The sequence below is a fragment of the Glaesserella sp. genome, assembly GCF_041814905.1.
GTDB lineage: Bacteria > Pseudomonadota > Gammaproteobacteria > Enterobacterales > Pasteurellaceae > Glaesserella.
The window spans coordinates 35,373-53,168 of the sequence record NZ_JBGXYA010000023.1; the positions used below are offsets into that span (position 1 = coordinate 35,373).

12 protein-coding genes are annotated in these 17,796 nt (G+C 41.9%); 11 read left to right on the top strand and 1 reads right to left on the bottom strand.

The window, feature by feature from the left end; translation table 11 throughout:
• Positions 1 to 37 precede the first annotated feature (37 nt).
• The 11 genes from ACEYJ7_RS03865 to ACEYJ7_RS03915 all read left to right on the top strand — a co-directional run bounded on the left by ACEYJ7_RS03865 (position 38) and on the right by ACEYJ7_RS03915 (position 16,627).
• Positions 38 to 1,594 carry an SrfA family protein gene (locus tag ACEYJ7_RS03865; RefSeq protein ID WP_373777726.1) on the top strand — a complete coding sequence of 519 codons (1,557 nt, stop codon included), beginning with the start codon at positions 38 to 40 and terminating at the stop codon, positions 1,592 to 1,594.
• Between the two features lie 27 nt (positions 1,595 to 1,621).
• A complete protein-coding gene (locus ACEYJ7_RS03870; RefSeq protein WP_373777728.1) occupies positions 1,622 to 4,654 on the top strand; it encodes a virulence factor SrfB in 3,033 nt (1,010 codons plus the stop codon).
• A complete protein-coding gene (locus tag ACEYJ7_RS03875; protein WP_373777729.1) occupies positions 4,651 to 7,341 on the top strand; it encodes a putative virulence factor in 2,691 nt (896 codons plus the stop codon). Before ACEYJ7_RS03870 ends, ACEYJ7_RS03875 begins: the two co-directional genes overlap by 4 nt.
• Before the next feature lie 13 nt (positions 7,342 to 7,354).
• Entirely contained in the window at positions 7,355 to 8,344 is a 990-nt protein-coding gene (locus ACEYJ7_RS03880; protein ID WP_373777730.1) for a hypothetical protein, read from the top strand.
• Positions 8,344 to 10,326, top strand: coding sequence for a vWA domain-containing protein (locus tag ACEYJ7_RS03885; RefSeq protein WP_373777731.1), 1,983 nt, complete (start codon positions 8,344 to 8,346; stop codon positions 10,324 to 10,326). Before ACEYJ7_RS03880 ends, ACEYJ7_RS03885 begins: the two co-directional genes overlap by 1 nt.
• A gap of 91 nt (positions 10,327 to 10,417) precedes the next feature.
• Positions 10,418 to 11,116, top strand: a complete 699-nt coding sequence (locus ACEYJ7_RS03890; protein ID WP_373777732.1) for an ABC transporter ATP-binding protein — start codon at positions 10,418 to 10,420, stop codon at positions 11,114 to 11,116.
• A 2-nt stretch (positions 11,117 to 11,118) separates the two neighbouring features.
• The gene (locus ACEYJ7_RS03895) at positions 11,119 to 12,333 is read left to right on the top strand and encodes an ABC transporter permease (protein WP_373777733.1); all 1,215 of its coding nucleotides are present in this window, start codon (positions 11,119 to 11,121) and stop codon (positions 12,331 to 12,333) included.
• Positions 12,323 to 13,840, top strand: coding sequence for a formylglycine-generating enzyme family protein (locus ACEYJ7_RS03900; protein ID WP_373777734.1), 1,518 nt, complete (start codon positions 12,323 to 12,325; stop codon positions 13,838 to 13,840). Before ACEYJ7_RS03895 ends, ACEYJ7_RS03900 begins: the two co-directional genes overlap by 11 nt.
• 34 nt (positions 13,841 to 13,874) lie before the next feature.
• On the top strand, positions 13,875 to 14,600 hold the full coding sequence (locus tag ACEYJ7_RS03905; RefSeq protein ID WP_373777735.1) for a hypothetical protein: 726 nt from the start codon (positions 13,875 to 13,877) through the stop codon (positions 14,598 to 14,600).
• A gap of 5 nt (positions 14,601 to 14,605) precedes the next feature.
• Complete coding sequence (locus ACEYJ7_RS03910) at positions 14,606 to 15,094, top strand: hypothetical protein (protein WP_373777737.1); 489 nt, start codon at positions 14,606 to 14,608, stop codon at positions 15,092 to 15,094.
• Positions 15,095 to 15,151: 57 nt separating this feature from the next.
• Complete coding sequence (locus ACEYJ7_RS03915; RefSeq protein WP_373777739.1) at positions 15,152 to 16,627, top strand: VWA domain-containing protein; 1,476 nt, start codon at positions 15,152 to 15,154, stop codon at positions 16,625 to 16,627.
• Between the two features lie 237 nt (positions 16,628 to 16,864).
• On the opposite strand, the gene ACEYJ7_RS03920 is transcribed toward ACEYJ7_RS03915, so the two are convergent.
• Positions 16,865 to 17,662: an HTH domain-containing protein gene (locus ACEYJ7_RS03920; RefSeq protein WP_373777741.1), complete on the bottom strand. Its 798-nt coding sequence runs from the start codon at positions 17,660 to 17,662 to the stop codon at positions 16,865 to 16,867.
• Positions 17,663 to 17,796: the final 134 nt, after the last annotated feature.

Consider the following 17,796-nt stretch of genomic DNA (forward strand, 5'->3'; position numbering starts at 1 on the left):
TACAAATTATCAACTTATTTAATGAGAAGGAAGCAATATGAGTACTTTGTTGCGTAGTGGTGATATCAAAAATTACACGGCGTTAGGGCAAGATGGTCAAGCTGTTTATAGCGTTGCCGCACAACTACGCGATGGAATTAAATTTAAATTAGGTCCTTTGGGACAAAAAGCGATCGAATATTTAGCAATTCCTCAACGTAACGATACCGGCAGTGGTATTGATTGGTATGTCCCTTTTGCTTCAAGCAGACCCGACGGTTCCTATTTTATTATTCCTTGGACATCCGCAACCCCCGAAGAGCGCGAAAAAGCACTGGCAGAATTAGATCAGTTTAAAGCCAATATTTTAGAGCTCGGTAAGCGCATGGCAAAATCGGGGAATACTCTCAAAGGAGACCAACTACTCTTTTCCCGCCTCATTTATACTCAAGATGGCAATGAAAACGACCAATTAAAAGCAATTCGTTTCCCGAGCGAAGAGCATATCTATTTGGTTGATGATCGACCGGTCATTACCTTTTGGGGATTTACGGAAAAAAATAGTGCGCTCCATGGCGACCCCTTCCTCAGTTTACGTCCGGCAGAGCCGATAAAAGCCGTCTCGGCACCACCAGCAACACCTGTTGAAGAGACGCAAAGCAAATTCCGTTGGTGGTGGCTATTATTACCATTGCTCTTATTATTAGGGCTATTGTATTACTTCTTTCTCCATCCGTATTTTTTCCCTAAAGCGGAAACAACAACGCCAACTACAGCTACTACGACGGAAAATACGACGAAAACAGCAGTGGAACCGTCCGCGACTGCGAAAAAAGAGGTCGATTGTCCATACTTTATCATTAACGGTAAAGTGGTGGATAAAAACGGCAAAGCCGTCCTCAATCCGAAAAAATGTGAAATTATCGATGAAGCGACAAAAATCCCGTATCGTTGGAACGGTCATACATGGATAAATTCCTCGACGGGCAGTGTCGTCACTGACTCAAGCATTTTGCAAAATTTTGCTGAAAACGGACCGCTTGTAAACAGCACCGAGTCCGTAAAAACCGACTCTACGGCAAATCATACCACTGATGCCACTACATCAATGCAGACTGATACCCAAAATCAGCAAGACGCGTTATCGCAACTTAATCAGCAAAACGCTACGCAATCTCAACAAGGTGCGGGCAATGATCCGCAAACAAATCCGAATTCACAAGCGAATCCGCAAGGCAAAAGCACTGAGCTTGCACTTGATCCGCAAAGCTTAGCCAGCGGTAAAACCGATTTTCTTAACGGCAACTGGAATGCCGGCGCGGGGATTCAGGATAAAGCGACAGGGAAGCCGTTAAAATTAAGTTACAACTTTAATAACGGTCAAGGTCAGGCAACACTACAACGCGGTGACGGTGTAAGTTGTTCCGGTCCGGTTAGCGCAGCAGCAAACGGCGGCGGCTTAAATATTAATAATACCGGTGTCGCTAACTGTAGTGACGGTTCTACCTACCAACTCCCAAATGTTGTTTGTAAGCCGACTACCTCAGGCATTGCGGATTGTAGCGGTAGCTATAACGGCGGTTCGGCGTTCCCTATGTCAATGAAATCGAATTAAAACTTTGTAAGCTTAAGAAGGTAAAAGATGCTTCCAGATTTACACCAATATGGCAAAGAGCTTTCCTTAGTAATGAATAGCGGTATTCAATTTATTGATTTCGCATTAAAAATAGATTGGAAAGATAAACTATGGCGTGAAAAGAATGTCGGAAATTTTATCCATTCCGCCAATAAAGGGCCGTTACGTCGCTTACTATTAAGCAAAAATGGGGAAGGCTATTACGACCCGTCCGATGATAACAAGATGATGTTAAAAATTGACCACGAAATTAACGTGGAAGATTCTTTAAAATTATTTGACGGAATTTGGTTACCCATGCCCGTTTTCCGCAATATTGCCGGTCGCTATGATGAAGGTCCTTATAACTGGGCAAGAGCGCGTATTATTAAATTAGATGAAGTTGATAGCGACGGTAATACTCACCGTGTGACATTTGCCTTTGATACCAAAATTTTCAACAGTAACCAAAATACCGCTTACCTTGCACCGACGGATGAAGATGTTCGTTCAGGAACAACATTCGCCTTTGCTCATCAGTCCAACCATATTGCTTGGTTCCTCGATTTTAAATGGGTAAATGAGTGGCTCTTAGAATTATTTAATGAATTAGCCCCGGAGCCGACTCGCTTAAAAATTCATCCCGATGATTTGGAACAAGATATTAGGGATTATATTTATCAAGGGCATTACCTGAATTTATTGGCATTATTCGGTGAAGAATTGAATTTACCGGTTTTAAAAATCGCTTCAAATAAACGTGACGATATTCAAAAGGCAATTCCGGTTGATTTAGTGTTAGACGTAGGCAATTCACGTACTTGCGGTATTTTGATCGAAGATCACGCTCAAGAACAGGATGGAATGAAAAAACGCTATGAATTAGAAATTCGCGATCTTTCCTGTCCGGAACATTGCTACACCGAACCTTTTGAAAGCCGAGTGGAGTTTGCTCAAGCTTTCTTCGGTAAAGAACATTTCTCGGTATTAAGCGGTCGCCGCGATGCCTTTCAATGGCCGTCAATGACTCGGGTCGGTAAAGAAGCGGGACGCCTGGCAAGTCGTCGGGTCGGTAATGAAGGTTCCACAGGTTTATCCAGCCCAAAACGTTATTTATGGGATACCGAACGCTACGAACAGGGGTGGCGCTTTAATATTTCTTACGTTAAAACCGATACCGAACCTTATGCAACGGCTGAACCACTTTCCGGTTTAATTAACGAATACGGTGAGGCGCTGTATCGTTTGAGTGATGATATTGAGGAAGAGTTTGAACGTAAAATGCCGGTATTCCAACCGCATTACTCGCGTAGTTCGCTGATGACTTTTATGTTATCCGAAGTGTTGTTGCAAGCACTGGTGCAGATTAATAGTCCGGCACAACGCTCCAAATTGGAACATTCGAGAACGCCTCGTTTCCTACGTTCAATTATCCTTACCGTACCACCTGCGATGCCGAAACCGGAACGTGAAATTTTTCGTGGCAATATGTACGAAGCTATTGGTTTGGTATGGAAAGGACTAGGCTGGGATAAAACCGATGAAGATATTGATATCGATACACAAGAAGGTCGTGAACGCTATTGGCCGGTATTGCCTGAAGTCAATATTCTGTGGGATGAAGCAACAAGCGGTCAGATTGTCTACCTATTTAACGAAACGCAAAATAATTATGCGGGGCGCCCCGAAGCCTTTATCTCTGCTTTATCACGTCCGGATAAAACCGATAAAACTAAAATTACGATCGCAACTATCGATATCGGTGGTGGTACAACCGATTTGGTGATCAACGACTATCATCTCGACTACGGTGAACATCGAAATTCAGGCAGCAACGCTTATATCATTCCGACCCAACGTTTCCGCGACGGTTTCAAAGTCGCAGGTGATGATATTTTATTAGATATGATCCGCGATGTTGTTTTGACATCGCTTTCCGATGGCATAAAAGCGGCAGGCTTAAAAGATCCGGAGCCGATTTTATCGAAATTAATCGGCACCCAAGTGTTGAAAGTACAAGACAGATTATTACGCCAACAGTTGACCTTACAGATTTTCACGCCTATCGGCTTGCGTATTCTAAAAGCGTACGAAGAATATGATGCATTCTCCGGTGAAAATAGTTTAGCCGGAGCAACTTTCAGTAGCCTATTAAGTGAAGCGGATGCACCGACAGAAAGCGTTTTAAATTATATTAATCAACCGATCTCTAAAGAGTTAGGGTGCGATTTTAATATTCTTGAGTTACCGATAAAAGTAAATTTGGCACAAATTCATCAACTCTTTATTCGAGGTCATTACGATATTTGTAAGATTTTTGAATCCTTGTGCGAAATCGTCAATAGCTATCAATGCGATGTGCTACTGCTCACTGGCAGACCGTCACGTTTACCGGGCGTTCAAAGTTATTTCAAATCACGCCTGCCATTACCGGTTGGGCGTATTTTACCGCTACATCATTATAAAACGGGAAGTTGGTATCCATTCCACAAACAAGGTAGGATTGACGATCCGAAAACCACCGCAGCGGTAGGAGCAATGCTCTGTTTCTTAAGTAAAAATTCAAGAATCCCGAACTTCTATTTTAGATCAATGGCATTAAAAGCATATTCAACGGTGAAATATATCGGGTTATTAAATAATAACAATAATATTCAAGACAGCGACGTATATTATAAAGATGTAAACCTGGATGATGAGGATTACGAATTCCCCGATCACGAGTTTGAAGTTCGTGGCAAAACACGTTTGGGCTTCCGACAATTGAATGTCGAGCGCTGGGCGGCATCTCCGCTTTATGTGTTAAGCATTGAAAGCCCTGAGCTGCGGGAACGCTTAGCCAGCGAAGGAACTGTATTGAAAATCTCGCTAAAAACATCGAAAAAAGCGAGTAAATACAATAACGAAGCATTAGAAATAGACCGAGTCAGCGCGGAAAACCCGGGCGGTGGCGGTAAAAATGTCCGTAAACACGAAGTGAAACTTCAATTAAACACCATGCTCGATGCTGGTTTAAACGATTCACAATATTGGCTTGATAGTGGAAGTGTCAAAAGATGAGTAATGCAGAGCAATTAACAACCTCGTGGAATCAGGTTTTCGATGGGGCAAAAAATGCAATTAAATGGGTTTCAGATACCCGTTCACAAAGTCAGCGTTTAGATAATGAGGCAGATCGTTTGACGTTAGAATTACGTCGTTTACGCAATACGGCAAAACGCTTAGGTACATCTTCCGGTCATCCTGTTACTGCCGGTTTTTTTGGTTTATCACAAGCGGGAAAATCGTATCTAATCTCAGCATTGGCTGCTGATAATCAAGGCAAATTACAAACGATTTTTGACGGTAAAACACTCGATTTTGTCGAACATATTAACCCTGAGGGTGGCGGTAAAGAAGCAACAGGGCTTGTTACCCGTTTCAGCCGTAATGCGGCAGCAAGCAATGTACCCGGCTACCCACTTAAGTTACAAATTTTTAATGAAATTGAGATCGCAAAAATTCTGATCAATTCTTTTTTCAATGACTTTGATAAAGAGAAACTGGATTATGCGTGCGATCAACAAAAAGTGAATGAGATTTTAAAAAAGGTATCAGGAAAAGTTGCCCCAAACTACACAGGCGGTTTAACTGAAGAGAGCGTAGTCGATTTGCAAGATTATGCGATGGACAATTTTGGTAAATCACTCTCTACCCTCAATGCAAATTATTGGGCAAAAGCGACTGTTTTAGCACCTAAATTGGCGATTGAAGACCGAGCAACCTTATTCTCTATCTTATGGGGAGAATTTAACGAATTTAATGATATTTATATCAAATTCGCGAAAACTCTTGCGACCTTAAAACATCCGTCTGTCGTTTATGCCCCACTTTCTGCCGTTGTCAAAAAGAACGAAGGTGGCGGTATTTCGAAAGCCGACAGTATTATGAATGTGGATATGGTTGAGCGCTTAGGCACAAGCCGTGATGAACAGATTCAAGTGCGTCCGCAGTTATCGGAAGGGGAAATCGGTGAGCCGGTAATTATTTCACTCTCGGAATTAACCATCTTAACTGCTGAATTGATTTTTCCGTTAATGAACCAAACCCGCGTCCCTGCCGTAGAACATATTGATTTACTTGATTTTCCGGGTTATCGCGGACGTTTGAATATTACCCAAATTACCTCGGATAATCCTGTTTCTCAGCTAATTCTGCGCGGTAAAGTCGCCTATCTTTTTGAACGCTACACCGATAGCCAAGAAATGAATATTTTGATTATGTGTACACCGAGCAATTCACAAATCGAAGTAAATGATGTAGGTCCGGTACTTGAACGTTGGATTGATAAAAGCCAAGGGGAAACCCCGGAAATCCGAAGCGAACGAAAACCAGGCTTATTATGGGCGGTAACCAAATTTGATATTCGAATCCAAGATAAACTCACCACCACAGAAGAAAATTTAAGAATCAGTTGGGGGAGTGATGGTTTATTAAAACAGACTATATTAGAACGTTTCGGACATTACGAATGGTTTAAAAACTGGAATGGTAATAAACCGTTTAATAATATGTTCCTAGTCCGCAAACCGGGCTTTAAAGTACCATTCTTAAATGTGGAAGGGAATAACGAAGTCAGCGTAAACGAAAACGAGCGACAACAGCTCGATTTGATGAAACGTACTTTTAGCGAAGATCCAGAAATTCGTAAGCATATTGCTGATCCTGAAATGAAATGGGACGCTATGTTGAAGCTAAATGATGGTGGAATGAAAAGTATCAGTGACTATCTTGAAACGATATCTTCACCGGAAATAAAACAGAAACGCATTATTGAGCAACTCAATCAAGCAATTACTGCAGTTTCGCAACGTTTTGAATCTTGGTATCAAAGCGATGGTGAAGAAGAAGTTAATAAGAAGCAGACATTGGCAAAAACTATCGTAAATAATATTTTAGGTCCGCGTAAAATTGTACTTGGTGAGATTCTACGCCTGTTACAACTTCCGCAAGATACGATTTTCTCGCTCTACCACTCTGCCGATTTGGATGAAGAGAACGAAAAACTGCCAGATAACAATCTCAGTTCCACAGGTTTTGGTATGAACTTTGATGATAGCAGCAGTTTTGATCTTTTCGGGGAGCCCCCGGTTACTGATGTTATTGCAGAGAAAAAAGAAACCGTAACCACAGAATCAAAATCCCGCTTTGCTCAAGCGGTCTTTAAAGCTTGGGTAGAACATATGCGCGGTTTTACCTCTGATGAGCATACGATGCGTTTCTTCCAGTTCTCCGCCGAAAATAGAGAGGGCTTAGATAACTTAATCAGTGAAATTATCACTGCCGCTACCCGCTTGAAACTCCAACAACGTTTAAGCGATGCGATCACCAAAAATGAAAGTGCAGGTTATAAGCGTGATCAACTCGCAGAAAGCCAAGTGTTTACCGTACATACCCAAATCTCAGATTTCCTAGCATGGTTAGGCTTTATTAATATGCCGGTTACACAACGCCCTGCCAGCCGTCATCCACAAAATGCCGGATTAGCTATTTTTGAAGTCAGAAAAGTGGAAGAGCTAAACGGGTTGCCAAAATTAAGCAATCAAACTCATGCCTTTACTGACAGCTATATATATGATTGGTTTGTTGCACTGGGTGAAACCTGCGTACAAAATGCCGGTCACAGTGCAGGGCGTGAAATTGATGCAACACAAAATGCCAAACTGGGTGAAATTCTTCGCCAATTCACTACAGCTAAAATTAAATAATAAGGAGTTTATAGTGATTATTGTTGAATTTAAAGAATACAAACCGGGCTATGCCTATGTTGAAATCAAACGCTGGAAAGGCGACAACAATAATATCGAAATTGCGATTCAACGTAATCAAGATAGCAACTATTTCGCTGAAAACAACTTATGGCAAAGTGAACCCGTATGGCACAGGTTGTCTTTAACGAATACCGGTGAAGTATTACAAGGAGTTATCGGTAAACAGTTTATCGATCCATTGGTACAACAAGTCGGTAATGCCCAATACTTACTTTGGGCGAAAAGCGGAGAAGTTACCGACCGCGGTGTAATTCGCTTTATCGGGAATATCCTAGCATCTTCGGCAGGCGGTGATTCATCTCGCGAAGAAGACGTTCGTAATATTGTCGAGCAAGAGCCAACACCAGAAGTCGTTCCAGAGGTTGAACCTGATCCGATTCTACTCTCCGAGCCGGTACCTGAACCGATAATAGAACCGGAACCGATTACCGAACCCGAACCGATAACACAGCTCATTGACGTTGAACGCCCGATAAATGAACCTCAGGAAAAAAAGAAAAGTCCACTGATATGGATTTTGTTATTAGCGCTACTCATTGCAGGTGCTGTCGCAGCATGGTTTTTTCTAGGTAAAAAAACTGAAGAAACTCCGCCTCCTCAAGTGTCCGCCTGCGAAATAAAAGCGGGAGAAGATGAACTCGCCTTTATTCAGGCTTGTTTAAAAACCAATCCGGATACAAAACAGATACTTGATGTTATCAACAAAGCGAAAACCACCAAAGCTTGTAGTATTGCACAACGTCTTTATGCTAATAAAGGCGGTACGGGTAATGCGGAAATCGCCTTTGCTTATGCCAAAGAGTATGATGCCGCCTTCTCAAAAGGTGACGGTTGCTTTAACTTAGATAAAGAAACGGCATTATACTGGTACGAAACAGGTCTATCGACGGATCCGAATAATGAAGAAGCGAAAAAACGTGTAGAGGAATTGAAAAAGTAATGAAGTTAAAATTATCAACCCTAGCGCTGTTATGCTGCACCTCACTATTTAGCTCATCGCTGTTAGCAAACCAACCGCTAAAACAGGAAGGAAAGCAAACGTTATTCCAACGTGTACTGAGTACGCCAACTTGCCATTTATCCGACACGGCAGGCAAATCAGAAGGGAAAGCGATCCCCGCATTCTCCCGTTACTATATTTATGCCCGTCAAACAGTAAATAACAAAGAATGGTTACACGTTGGACCCGATGAATTCGGCAAAACCGTCGGCTGGCTTGATGCGGAATGTACCGTTGCGTGGAACATTCAGATGACGCTGACCTTCACAAACCCGTCAAATCGTGATCGCCTACTCTTTTTCAAAGATAAAGCAGCATTGGAAAATGTGATTTCCTCGAGCAAAAAGGCGGACGAAATTAAAGCGATCCGAGCCAGTTTAGATCAAAACAACAATGTTCCTGAGATTGTGGCACAAGAGCCGAAAGAATTCGTCGATTTCCAGAAAAACTTCTACTTGCTACCGATTTTGCAAGGAGAAGAAATCATGAATAACGACGGTTTCTACGAACGTATTCTTGAAGTGGCTTCTGTCTCTAAAAAAGAAAATAGTGCCGTCGCCGGTACTACAACCACAAATAACAATACCCCTGCCAATAATGCCGGTGAAGTGACTGGTTTTAAAGCTGCCGTTGTATTTGTGATCGACTCAACCATTTCTATGGATCCTTACATTAATCAAACCCGTGAAGTTGTCAAAAAACTCTACGAAAAAGTCGAGAAGGAAAATCTTCAAGAGCAGGTGAAATTCGGTTTAGTCGCTTTCCGCTCCAGCACGGAAGCAGTACCCGGCTTAGAATATACGTCAAAAATGTATGTTGATCCGAACAAAGTAAAAGATAGCAAAGACTTTATGGATAAAGTCGCCTCCTTAAAACAAGCGCGTGTCTCCAGTAAAGAATTTAGCGAAGATGCTTATGCCGGCGTACAACAGGCATTAAACGAAATCAATTGGAATAACTTCGGCGGGCGTTATATTGTGCTAGTGACAGATGCCGGTGCGATTGACGGAAATAATCCGATTTCAACGACTAAAATGGACGCCAAACAGATCCGTTTAGAAGCACAGCATAAAGGTGTTGCCCTTTATACTCTCCACCTTAAAACGCCGTCCGGAAAAAATAATCACGAACAAGCGTCGACCCAATATAACGATCTGGCTTTCAATAATTACTTAAACAAATCTCTTTATTACCCTGTAAATGCCGGCGATGTGAAAGAGTTCGGCGATAAAGCAAGTACCCTAGCCGATGCACTTATTTCCCAAGTAAAACTGGCTTATAAAGGGGAAATGGCCGCGGGAAGCTCCTTAGGAGCCAAAGAAGAGAAAAAAGAAGAAGCGAAACCGAACAATCAGATTGAAGAAGACGCAAAATTACTCGGTAATGCAATGCGTTTAGCCTATCTTGGCAGAACGAGCGGGCAAACGGCACCACCGGTATTTAAAGCGTGGATCAGCGACAAAGACTTCATCAAACAAGATACGCCAACGGCTGAAGTCAGAGTCTTAATGACCAAAGCTCAACTGAATGAGTTGCACGAAGTAGTTAAAAATATTCTACAAGCGGCAACCAGCGGCTTAATTTCATCCGAAGATATGTTTAAGCAACTACGCTCCGTCGCTGCGGCAATGGGGCAAGATCCGAATAAAATCAAGCAAGGTACCTCAACCAAAATTGCCGAGTTAGGATTATTGGGAGAATATTTGGACGGAATTCCATACCGCAGTCAAGTTACCGGCATTGATGAAGACACGTGGAAAAGCATGGGTGCTCAGCAGCAAGAAAAATTCATGCGTGATTTAAGCAGTAAGTTAAATCATTATCGCGCATTTAACAGCGATGTGAGCCGCTGGATTCCGCTTGCCGAAGGCAGCGATCCGAAAGATTATGTTTATCCGGTGCCGTTAGAAGCATTACCATAATCGCTTACAAGCGGTCGGAAACCGAGATTTTTTTGCAAATTTTTTCGATTATCCGACCGCTTGTTACATTCATATCTAAAAGGGGAAAACGATGTTAGAAATTAAAGAACTAGCCATTCGACGAGGATCTGCGGAAAATCCGTTTAATATCGTATTACCTTCATTATCTCTCAACGACGGTGAAGTCGTTGCGCTATGCGGCAGTAGCGGTTGTGGCAAAAGCACCCTATTGGAAATGATCGGACTGATTTTAAAACCGCACCGATTGTCATCATACCAACTCGGTAATGCAGAGCACACAGAACAAATTGCCGAAGATATTCATCACCAACAGCAAAACAAATTAGCAAAGCTTAGAGCAGAATATTTTGGCTTTATGTTGCAATCCGGCGGCTTATTGCCGTTTTTAACGGTGCAAGAAAATATTGCCCTGCCTTGCCAAATGCTAGGCAAAGCAGCAGACCGGCAGTGGCTCGATTATTTAATCTCACAATTACAAGTCGGTCAGTTACTTCATCATTATCCCAAACAGCTTTCAATCGGAGAGCGCCAACGCATCTCTTTTATTCGCTCGTTAGCACACCACCCGTCTATTTTACTTGCAGACGAACCGACCGCAGCCTTAGATCCCAATAATGCTAACAAGCTGTTCGATATTATTATTGATTTAGTCAAGAAAAATAATATTTCAGCGTTAATTGTCAGTCACGATTGGGATCTCCTTTCTGAAAAAGGCATTCGTTTTATTCACGGAAAAGTGTCCGATAATCAAGCGGTTTTTCAGGAGTAACTATGCGTTTCACCTTATTGTCTAAATTAGTGATTAAAGATCTGATTAACGATAAAAAAGTCTCTTTTTTTATTGTTTCAGCCTTAATTGCCGTTATTTCACCGCTACTACTGCTCTTTAGCTTGAAGTTCGGGATTATCTCTAAGTTACAAGAAGATCTTTTAAAAGACCCGACCAATTTAGAAGTTGCCATCCAAGGCTTAGGACAAGATTTGGACAACACTTGGTTTGAACGCATGGAAAAAGATCCAAATATCGCTTTCGTGATTCCGCTTACCCGCTCCGCCAGCATGGAAATCAAAGTCAGAAATAAAATGAGCAGAAAGGGGTTAGACAGTCTAACACTTAAACCGACCAAAACGGGCGATCCGCTGATTCCGGCAACGATGCCGCTGAAATCCGACGGTATTATATTGTCCGAATCTGCCGCCGCAGTGAATCAGCTCAATGCGAAAGTCGGTGATGAAATCACCTTAATCGTGCAACGTGAAGTTAACCAAGTCGCCGAAGAGGTTAAAGTAGATTTAACCGTTGAAGGAATTTTAGACGCGCGTTATTACAATAAATCCGAAGCGTTTATTTCGTTACCGCTATTAATCGCGATAGAAGATTATAAAGACGGTGCGGATAGCGTTATCGAACAAGCCAAAAGTCATCCGCAAGCGGTACGATCACGCGATAATTTTCCCAAAGCGCGTATTTACGCGAAAGATTTAGACAGCGTGGAAAACGTGGATAAATTATTGCGGAAACAAAACATTATGCCGTTAAGCCAAGTTAAGGCGATTGAAAATGTGAAAGCCATCGACCGCACCCTTTCCGTCCTGTTTTACGTGATTTCCGCTACTTCGATTATCGGTGCGATTTTATCGCTATCCGGCTCATTCTTGGCAAACATTGACCGAAAACGTAAAGATATTTCATTAATGAACTTATTCGGTTTTCAACACCAAGAGCTGCGTTTATATTTAATAATTCAATCGTTGATCTTAGCGTCGCTGGCTTGTTTAGCTTCTTTCGGCTTATATTTTATAAGTAGTGCGATATTAAATAATGTATTTAGCCACAACTTGTCAGACCAGTACATCAGCACATTATTGACAAAACATTTTATTATTGCATTTTTTTTCACTAATCTGACCGCTTGTATTGTGGCAATCATTGGTAGTATGCAAATTATAAAAATTCAACCTGCGGAGGTATTGCGTGAGGCATAAGTTTTACTATTCGGCTCTGACTTCTTTCTTATTCCTATCTGCGGCTCAAGTCGGCATGGCGGAAACGTGGGACAAAAGGTTCTACAACCCGAAAGAATTGGACAATGATGTCATTTTACCGATGCCTTGTGACGGTGCGATGGTTTTCCGTGTGGTAAAAACAGGTACACGATTACCCTTGGAAGATAAATCCATTGTGCTGGGCAGTGAAGCTGGTGAACAAAAATTTGCCGAATACGCCACCCCGAATTACATCGCAGGCAGCTTTACCGAACAAGGCGGGGAACGTTATTTCTTAATGGGAAAATACGAAGTGAGCCAGCTTCAATATCAAGCGGTAATGAATGAAACTTGCCCAAAGGCAGAAATGAAAGCCCGCTTTCCTGTCACGGATATCAGCTGGTTTGATGCGGTTGCCTTTTCAAATAAATACAGCGAGTGGTTATTAAAAAATCACCCGAATGTACTGCCGAAAGAAGACAACAAAGCCGGCTTCGTCCGTTTACCGACCAATACCGAATGGGAATATGCCACCCGCGGCGGAGCTTCCGTCTCTGAATCCGAATTTCGTGAAAAAGTCTTTCCGATGCCGGAAGGAAATATGACAAAAGCGGTTTGGTCGAGTAAAAACGCCAATGGTAAATTACAGCTTACCGGTCAGCTTGATGGCAGCAACCCGTTAGGTTTATTTGATATGTTAGGCAACGCAAATGAGATGACTTTTGATGCCTTCAAAGCGAACAAGCTGGATCGTTACCACGGTTTAAGCGGCGGCATTACCGTTCGTGGCGGTAGCTACTTAACCAGTGAAGAACAGATCTCGAGCGCATTTCGTACCGAACAACCTTATTACACCGAATCCGGACAACCGTTTAAAGCTAAGGATACCGGCTTCCGCATTGCGTTTGTTTCAACCTTAATCACCTCTTCAAACCGAATGAAAGCCATTTCGGAAGAATGGCAACAGCTTGGTAAAGACAGCAAAGAAGACCAAGAATTAGTAAATAATCTGGGTAAACTTGCCGAAAGTGTTGAAAATCAAGAGCTAAAAAATAAACTGAAAGAGCTGGAAGACGCATTGCGGGCGTCAAATCAACAAAAAGACGAACAGCGCGATCATGCCATCCGCTCCGCACTGCAATTAGGCGCTTTTTTGTGTACCGATATTCAAAATATCCATAACCAATTTTTAGATAATAAAGACAGACAAGAATACGCTTGCGCCGCTAAATTAGAAAGTTGCGATAGTTGGACCGAGCGAACTCAGCTCAGCCAAGCCGAACGGGATTTTGTTCTAAAATATTATGCTGACTCTGTAGTTGAAACCGCCAATACTTATAATAAAGAACATGTTGAAAAGCAGGTTGCGCATACGATTGATAAATTAAAAAATCAGCAAAAAAATAACGTTGATAAATACATCAATTTATATTGGAATCATCTTTCAACTTACTATAATAATGGAAAAGTTGAACGAAACAATTGGTTAAATGCCTGTACTCAATAATTAATCATCACCCGTTTTTATAGGAGAAAACAGTATGTCATTTCGTAAATCTCTTTCTTTAGCGCTGACTTTATCAGCCTCCATTGTTGTCGCCGGATGCCAAGGTGGTAGTAGCTTATTTGGCGGCACAAGCGCGGATCCGCGTTTAACTCAGGATGAATCAGCCAGTTTCTTTAGTTCCTCGGGTGTACAATCTTGTATTGTCGGCGGATTGTTAGGCGCAGTTGTCGGTGGTGGAACAGCGGCATTATCCGGTGCCGAAGGCGGTACAACGGCAGCCGCAACCATAGGCGGTGCAGCGGTAGGCTGTGGTCTTGCCGCCGGAGCAAACTATTACTATGAACAAAAACGCACCCAATATGCCAATAAAGAACAGCGTTTACAGGCTGAAATTTTAGATGTACAAGCCAGTAATAAAGCGGCAAGAACCTTAATCAGCAATGCCAAAACCGTTCTTGACCAAGACAGCAAAAATTTAGCGAATTTAGACAAACAGATCAAAAATAAAACGTTAGATCAAGCTCAAGCGAAAAAACAGTTAGCGCAGGCAGATGCGAATATTAAAGCCTTAAACGAACGCCTAGCGAATATGAAAGAGAAAAAAGAGATGTTTATGCAGGCTTCGACCCAAGAACGCCGCGAAGGTAACAATACCAAGCAATTGGATGCTGAAATTGCCAGCTTAAACAAACAAATCTCAAGCCTCGAAACATTGGTGAATCGGGCTTCAGAACGTCGTAATGCCATCAGACTAGGATAAATCCAATGAAAAACAGAGTTAAATTTACAGCACTTTTTGCAATTTTCGGGCTATTTCTGACCGCTTGTAGCACCACTGCCGAACAATGTGATCCATCCAAAGAACTCAGCTTAATCGGCAAAATGTCTTGCGATTTAGGCGGTCATTATGATCAACGCATTGAACAGAAAGAACAAACACTCGCGGCAGAAAAAGCAACCAATAAAGAGTTAAATAACATTTATAGCTTGATTCAGGAGCAACAACGTTCCGTCAACGCGTCTACCGCGAAGAAAAAGCAGCAGCTTGCCAAACTAAATAAATCGGTGAATACCTTAACTGCCAATTTAAAACAGAAAGCCGCCGGAAAAGAGGATTTACTCAATCAAATCAACGAGGTGCAAAAACAGATGGCATCTGTGAATAACTCGAGTGCTTCAGAAGCAGCAAAACAAGCGGAATTGAAAAAATTGCAGGATAAATTAATTGCTCTTCAAAAAGTTATGGGTCTTTAATTTCTATTCCAAGCTGAGCAACCGCTCAGCTTGTGAATTTTTTGTGTGAATTACATTATGCAACGACTAGCCAGAATTCAATTAACATCGGAACATACCCCCGCAATTGAGCTATTTAACCAATTCACGGATGTTCGCCGCTTTTTAGAACAGCATCTTCCACCGAGTACGGTCAAACTATTTGCAGAACCGGTGATCAAAGGCGATGTTGTAGAGTGGTACTCTCCCCTTGAAGGGCAACCGATCCGCTTAAATGCAGAACAGCAAGATGCAAATTTGTTAAACAACATCGAAAACAAATTGATCTCTATTCAAAATCTTGTCGCTCAACTCAAAACACGCCACAACATTACTCCGGAAAAAGCGGCGCACATTGAAGAATTGATTGCCGCGACAAGACAAACAACTAAAGAGATTTATCTTGTCAACAATGAGCCGGTTATTGTCGGCTGGGGACTAGGTAAAACCATCGCGCCACCGCCACCACCGGTTATCCCGCCACCTTTACCGTTTTGGAAAAGACACCCTTGGTGCCTTTGGTTATTACCTTTACTACTGCTATTGTTAGGTTTTCTGCTTTGGTGGTTTTTACTGAAACCAAAACCGGCAGAACCTATCGATCCACCGCCAATCGTTCAAAAAGAAGAACCGAAAAAAGTAGAAGAGCCAAAAAAAGTAGAAGAACCGCCAAAGGTAGAAACACCACCGAAAGTGGAAGAACAGCCTAAAGCAGAAGAGCCACCTAAAGTAGAAGTGCCGAAGGTCGAGGAAAAAGAACCGGAACCGGTAGTGAAAAAACAGGAAGAACCGAAAAAGGTTGAGCCACCACCTCCGCCTAAAAACTTACAATGTACAAAAACCATCACCCCGGAAAAAAGACCGCAGATGGTGATCGTATATGATAACTCATCATCGATGTTGTTATCGTTATCGGAAAGCAAGCAGTCTATTGATGAATTCAATAAAAGATGGGATACCATTGGCGTGACCCAAGCAGAGTTAGACTATATGAGACGTGAGCCGCGACGCTTAACCGTAGCCAGAAGCTCCGCCGCGGAAATCATCAATAAAATCGACAAGAATATCGATATCGGCTTAGTGAGCTTAACGTATTGCCCGAGTACAAGTCATGGTTTCTACGGTCCGAATCAGCGTAGCGCGCTAAAACAAAAAATCCGCTCAATGAATCCGGACACCGAAAGCCAAAATGCCGGTACCGCACTTTATAACGGACTGGAAAAAGCAGCGGCGATGGTGGACGGTAAATCACGCGATGCCTTTATTTTGTTGATAAGCGATGGTGAAGACAGCTGTGAAAACGGTAAACGCAACGTCTGTTCGCTTGCAAATCAATTAGCGAAAAGCAAGCCGAAACTTAAAATTAATGTTGTGGATATCGGCAATATGAAAGCCGCCAACTGCGTCGCTAAAGCAACCGGAGGTAAAGTATTCACCGCGCAAAACAAACAGCAGGTCACCAATATGATCAATAAAGCGATTCAACCGATGGTTGAAAAAGAGGAATGTAAATAATCCTATACGGAATAACCCACAGATTCTCGTCTGTGGGTTATTTTTTTGCAAATTAGAGCCGGAATCTGACCGCTTGTCGAACGATTTCTCCGAAATCCATTAGGCAAATCACATACAACAAAAGATGGACAAGCGGTGAGATTTCACGAAAAATTTGGGCATAGTAGACAAAATTGAGTCTATTTTCCTACTCAACCGGCCATAGTAGACATTTTTGAGTCTGCTATGGCTTTTTTATTAACAATGTCGATGGATAAAATCTTTTAAAAACATCATCTTATTGCTATCTGAAAGTCCTGCGTGAGCAGATAATTTACTCTTCATTTCCTTAAAAAATGACTCTAAACGATTCGTTGTCCTTGGTATGTTTAATGTAGCATATTCTTGGTAAATAAAGAGATATTCCATATTCCGTTTTAAACTCCAATATGCGCTTCGTAACGTGCGATGTTTAAAGCGTTTGGGATTGACATCGGAGCGTTCGTTAAAGAACTCGTTGTAAGCCTTCAGCCACTGCTTTAATGCCTCACGAAACGTTTCTTTTGTATGTAATTTTAAGTGGTAACTGAGCTTCAATAAGGCTTGACCCGCTTCTGATTTAGGCTTTTTCGTCAAATAGAAAATCGCTCTTCCAATTTGATGAAAATGGCACATTTGTGTGGGTATTTGAGGATAAGCATTCAATAAACCTCGACGACCATCACAAGTAATAGATTGAATTTTAATGCCTTTTTTAATGAGTTCATCAATCGCTTCAACATAATAAATGTTTTTTCCAGCCGGAATAAAACGAGAATAAATGGGCTGTTTAGAGAGGGAATCCATCAGGATAAGTACAGCAAATCGACGTTTAAAATGTGTCGTATCCATAATGATATTAACCACGGCAGGTAGCGGTTTAGGCTCTGCTTTTCGCGCTTTTTGAATATGGCGTTGGATAGTACGAACGGAGCAACCAAACTCCTCGGCAAGTTCTTGATAGGTTTGCTTTTTAGAGGAATATTTAAACCAAATATCTTCTGAGTTAAGTCGCATAGATGCAACAAAATTGCGCTGACAATCAAGGCATTTATAACGTTGAATACCATTGATTTTGCCATACTTCTTGAGATGATTTGATGAGCAGAAAATGCAATTTTTTTGTCATTTTTATAAAAAGTGGGTTAAAG

Coding starts and splice junctions, on each gene's coding strand:
- ACEYJ7_RS03865 (WP_373777726.1), top strand. CDS start 38: ATGAGTACTTTGTTGCGTAGTGGTGATATCAAAAATTACACGGCGTTA.
- ACEYJ7_RS03870 (WP_373777728.1), top strand. CDS start 1,622: ATGCTTCCAGATTTACACCAATATGGCAAAGAGCTTTCCTTAGTAATG.
- ACEYJ7_RS03875 (WP_373777729.1), top strand. CDS start 4,651: ATGAGTAATGCAGAGCAATTAACAACCTCGTGGAATCAGGTTTTCGAT.
- ACEYJ7_RS03885 (WP_373777731.1), top strand. CDS start 8,344: ATGAAGTTAAAATTATCAACCCTAGCGCTGTTATGCTGCACCTCACTA.
- ACEYJ7_RS03890 (WP_373777732.1), top strand. CDS start 10,418: ATGTTAGAAATTAAAGAACTAGCCATTCGACGAGGATCTGCGGAAAAT.
- ACEYJ7_RS03895 (WP_373777733.1), top strand. CDS start 11,119: ATGCGTTTCACCTTATTGTCTAAATTAGTGATTAAAGATCTGATTAAC.
- ACEYJ7_RS03905 (WP_373777735.1), top strand. CDS start 13,875: ATGTCATTTCGTAAATCTCTTTCTTTAGCGCTGACTTTATCAGCCTCC.
- ACEYJ7_RS03910 (WP_373777737.1), top strand. CDS start 14,606: ATGAAAAACAGAGTTAAATTTACAGCACTTTTTGCAATTTTCGGGCTA.
- ACEYJ7_RS03915 (WP_373777739.1), top strand. CDS start 15,152: ATGCAACGACTAGCCAGAATTCAATTAACATCGGAACATACCCCCGCA.
- ACEYJ7_RS03920 (WP_373777741.1), bottom strand. CDS start 17,662: ATGCGACTTAACTCAGAAGATATTTGGTTTAAATATTCCTCTAAAAAG.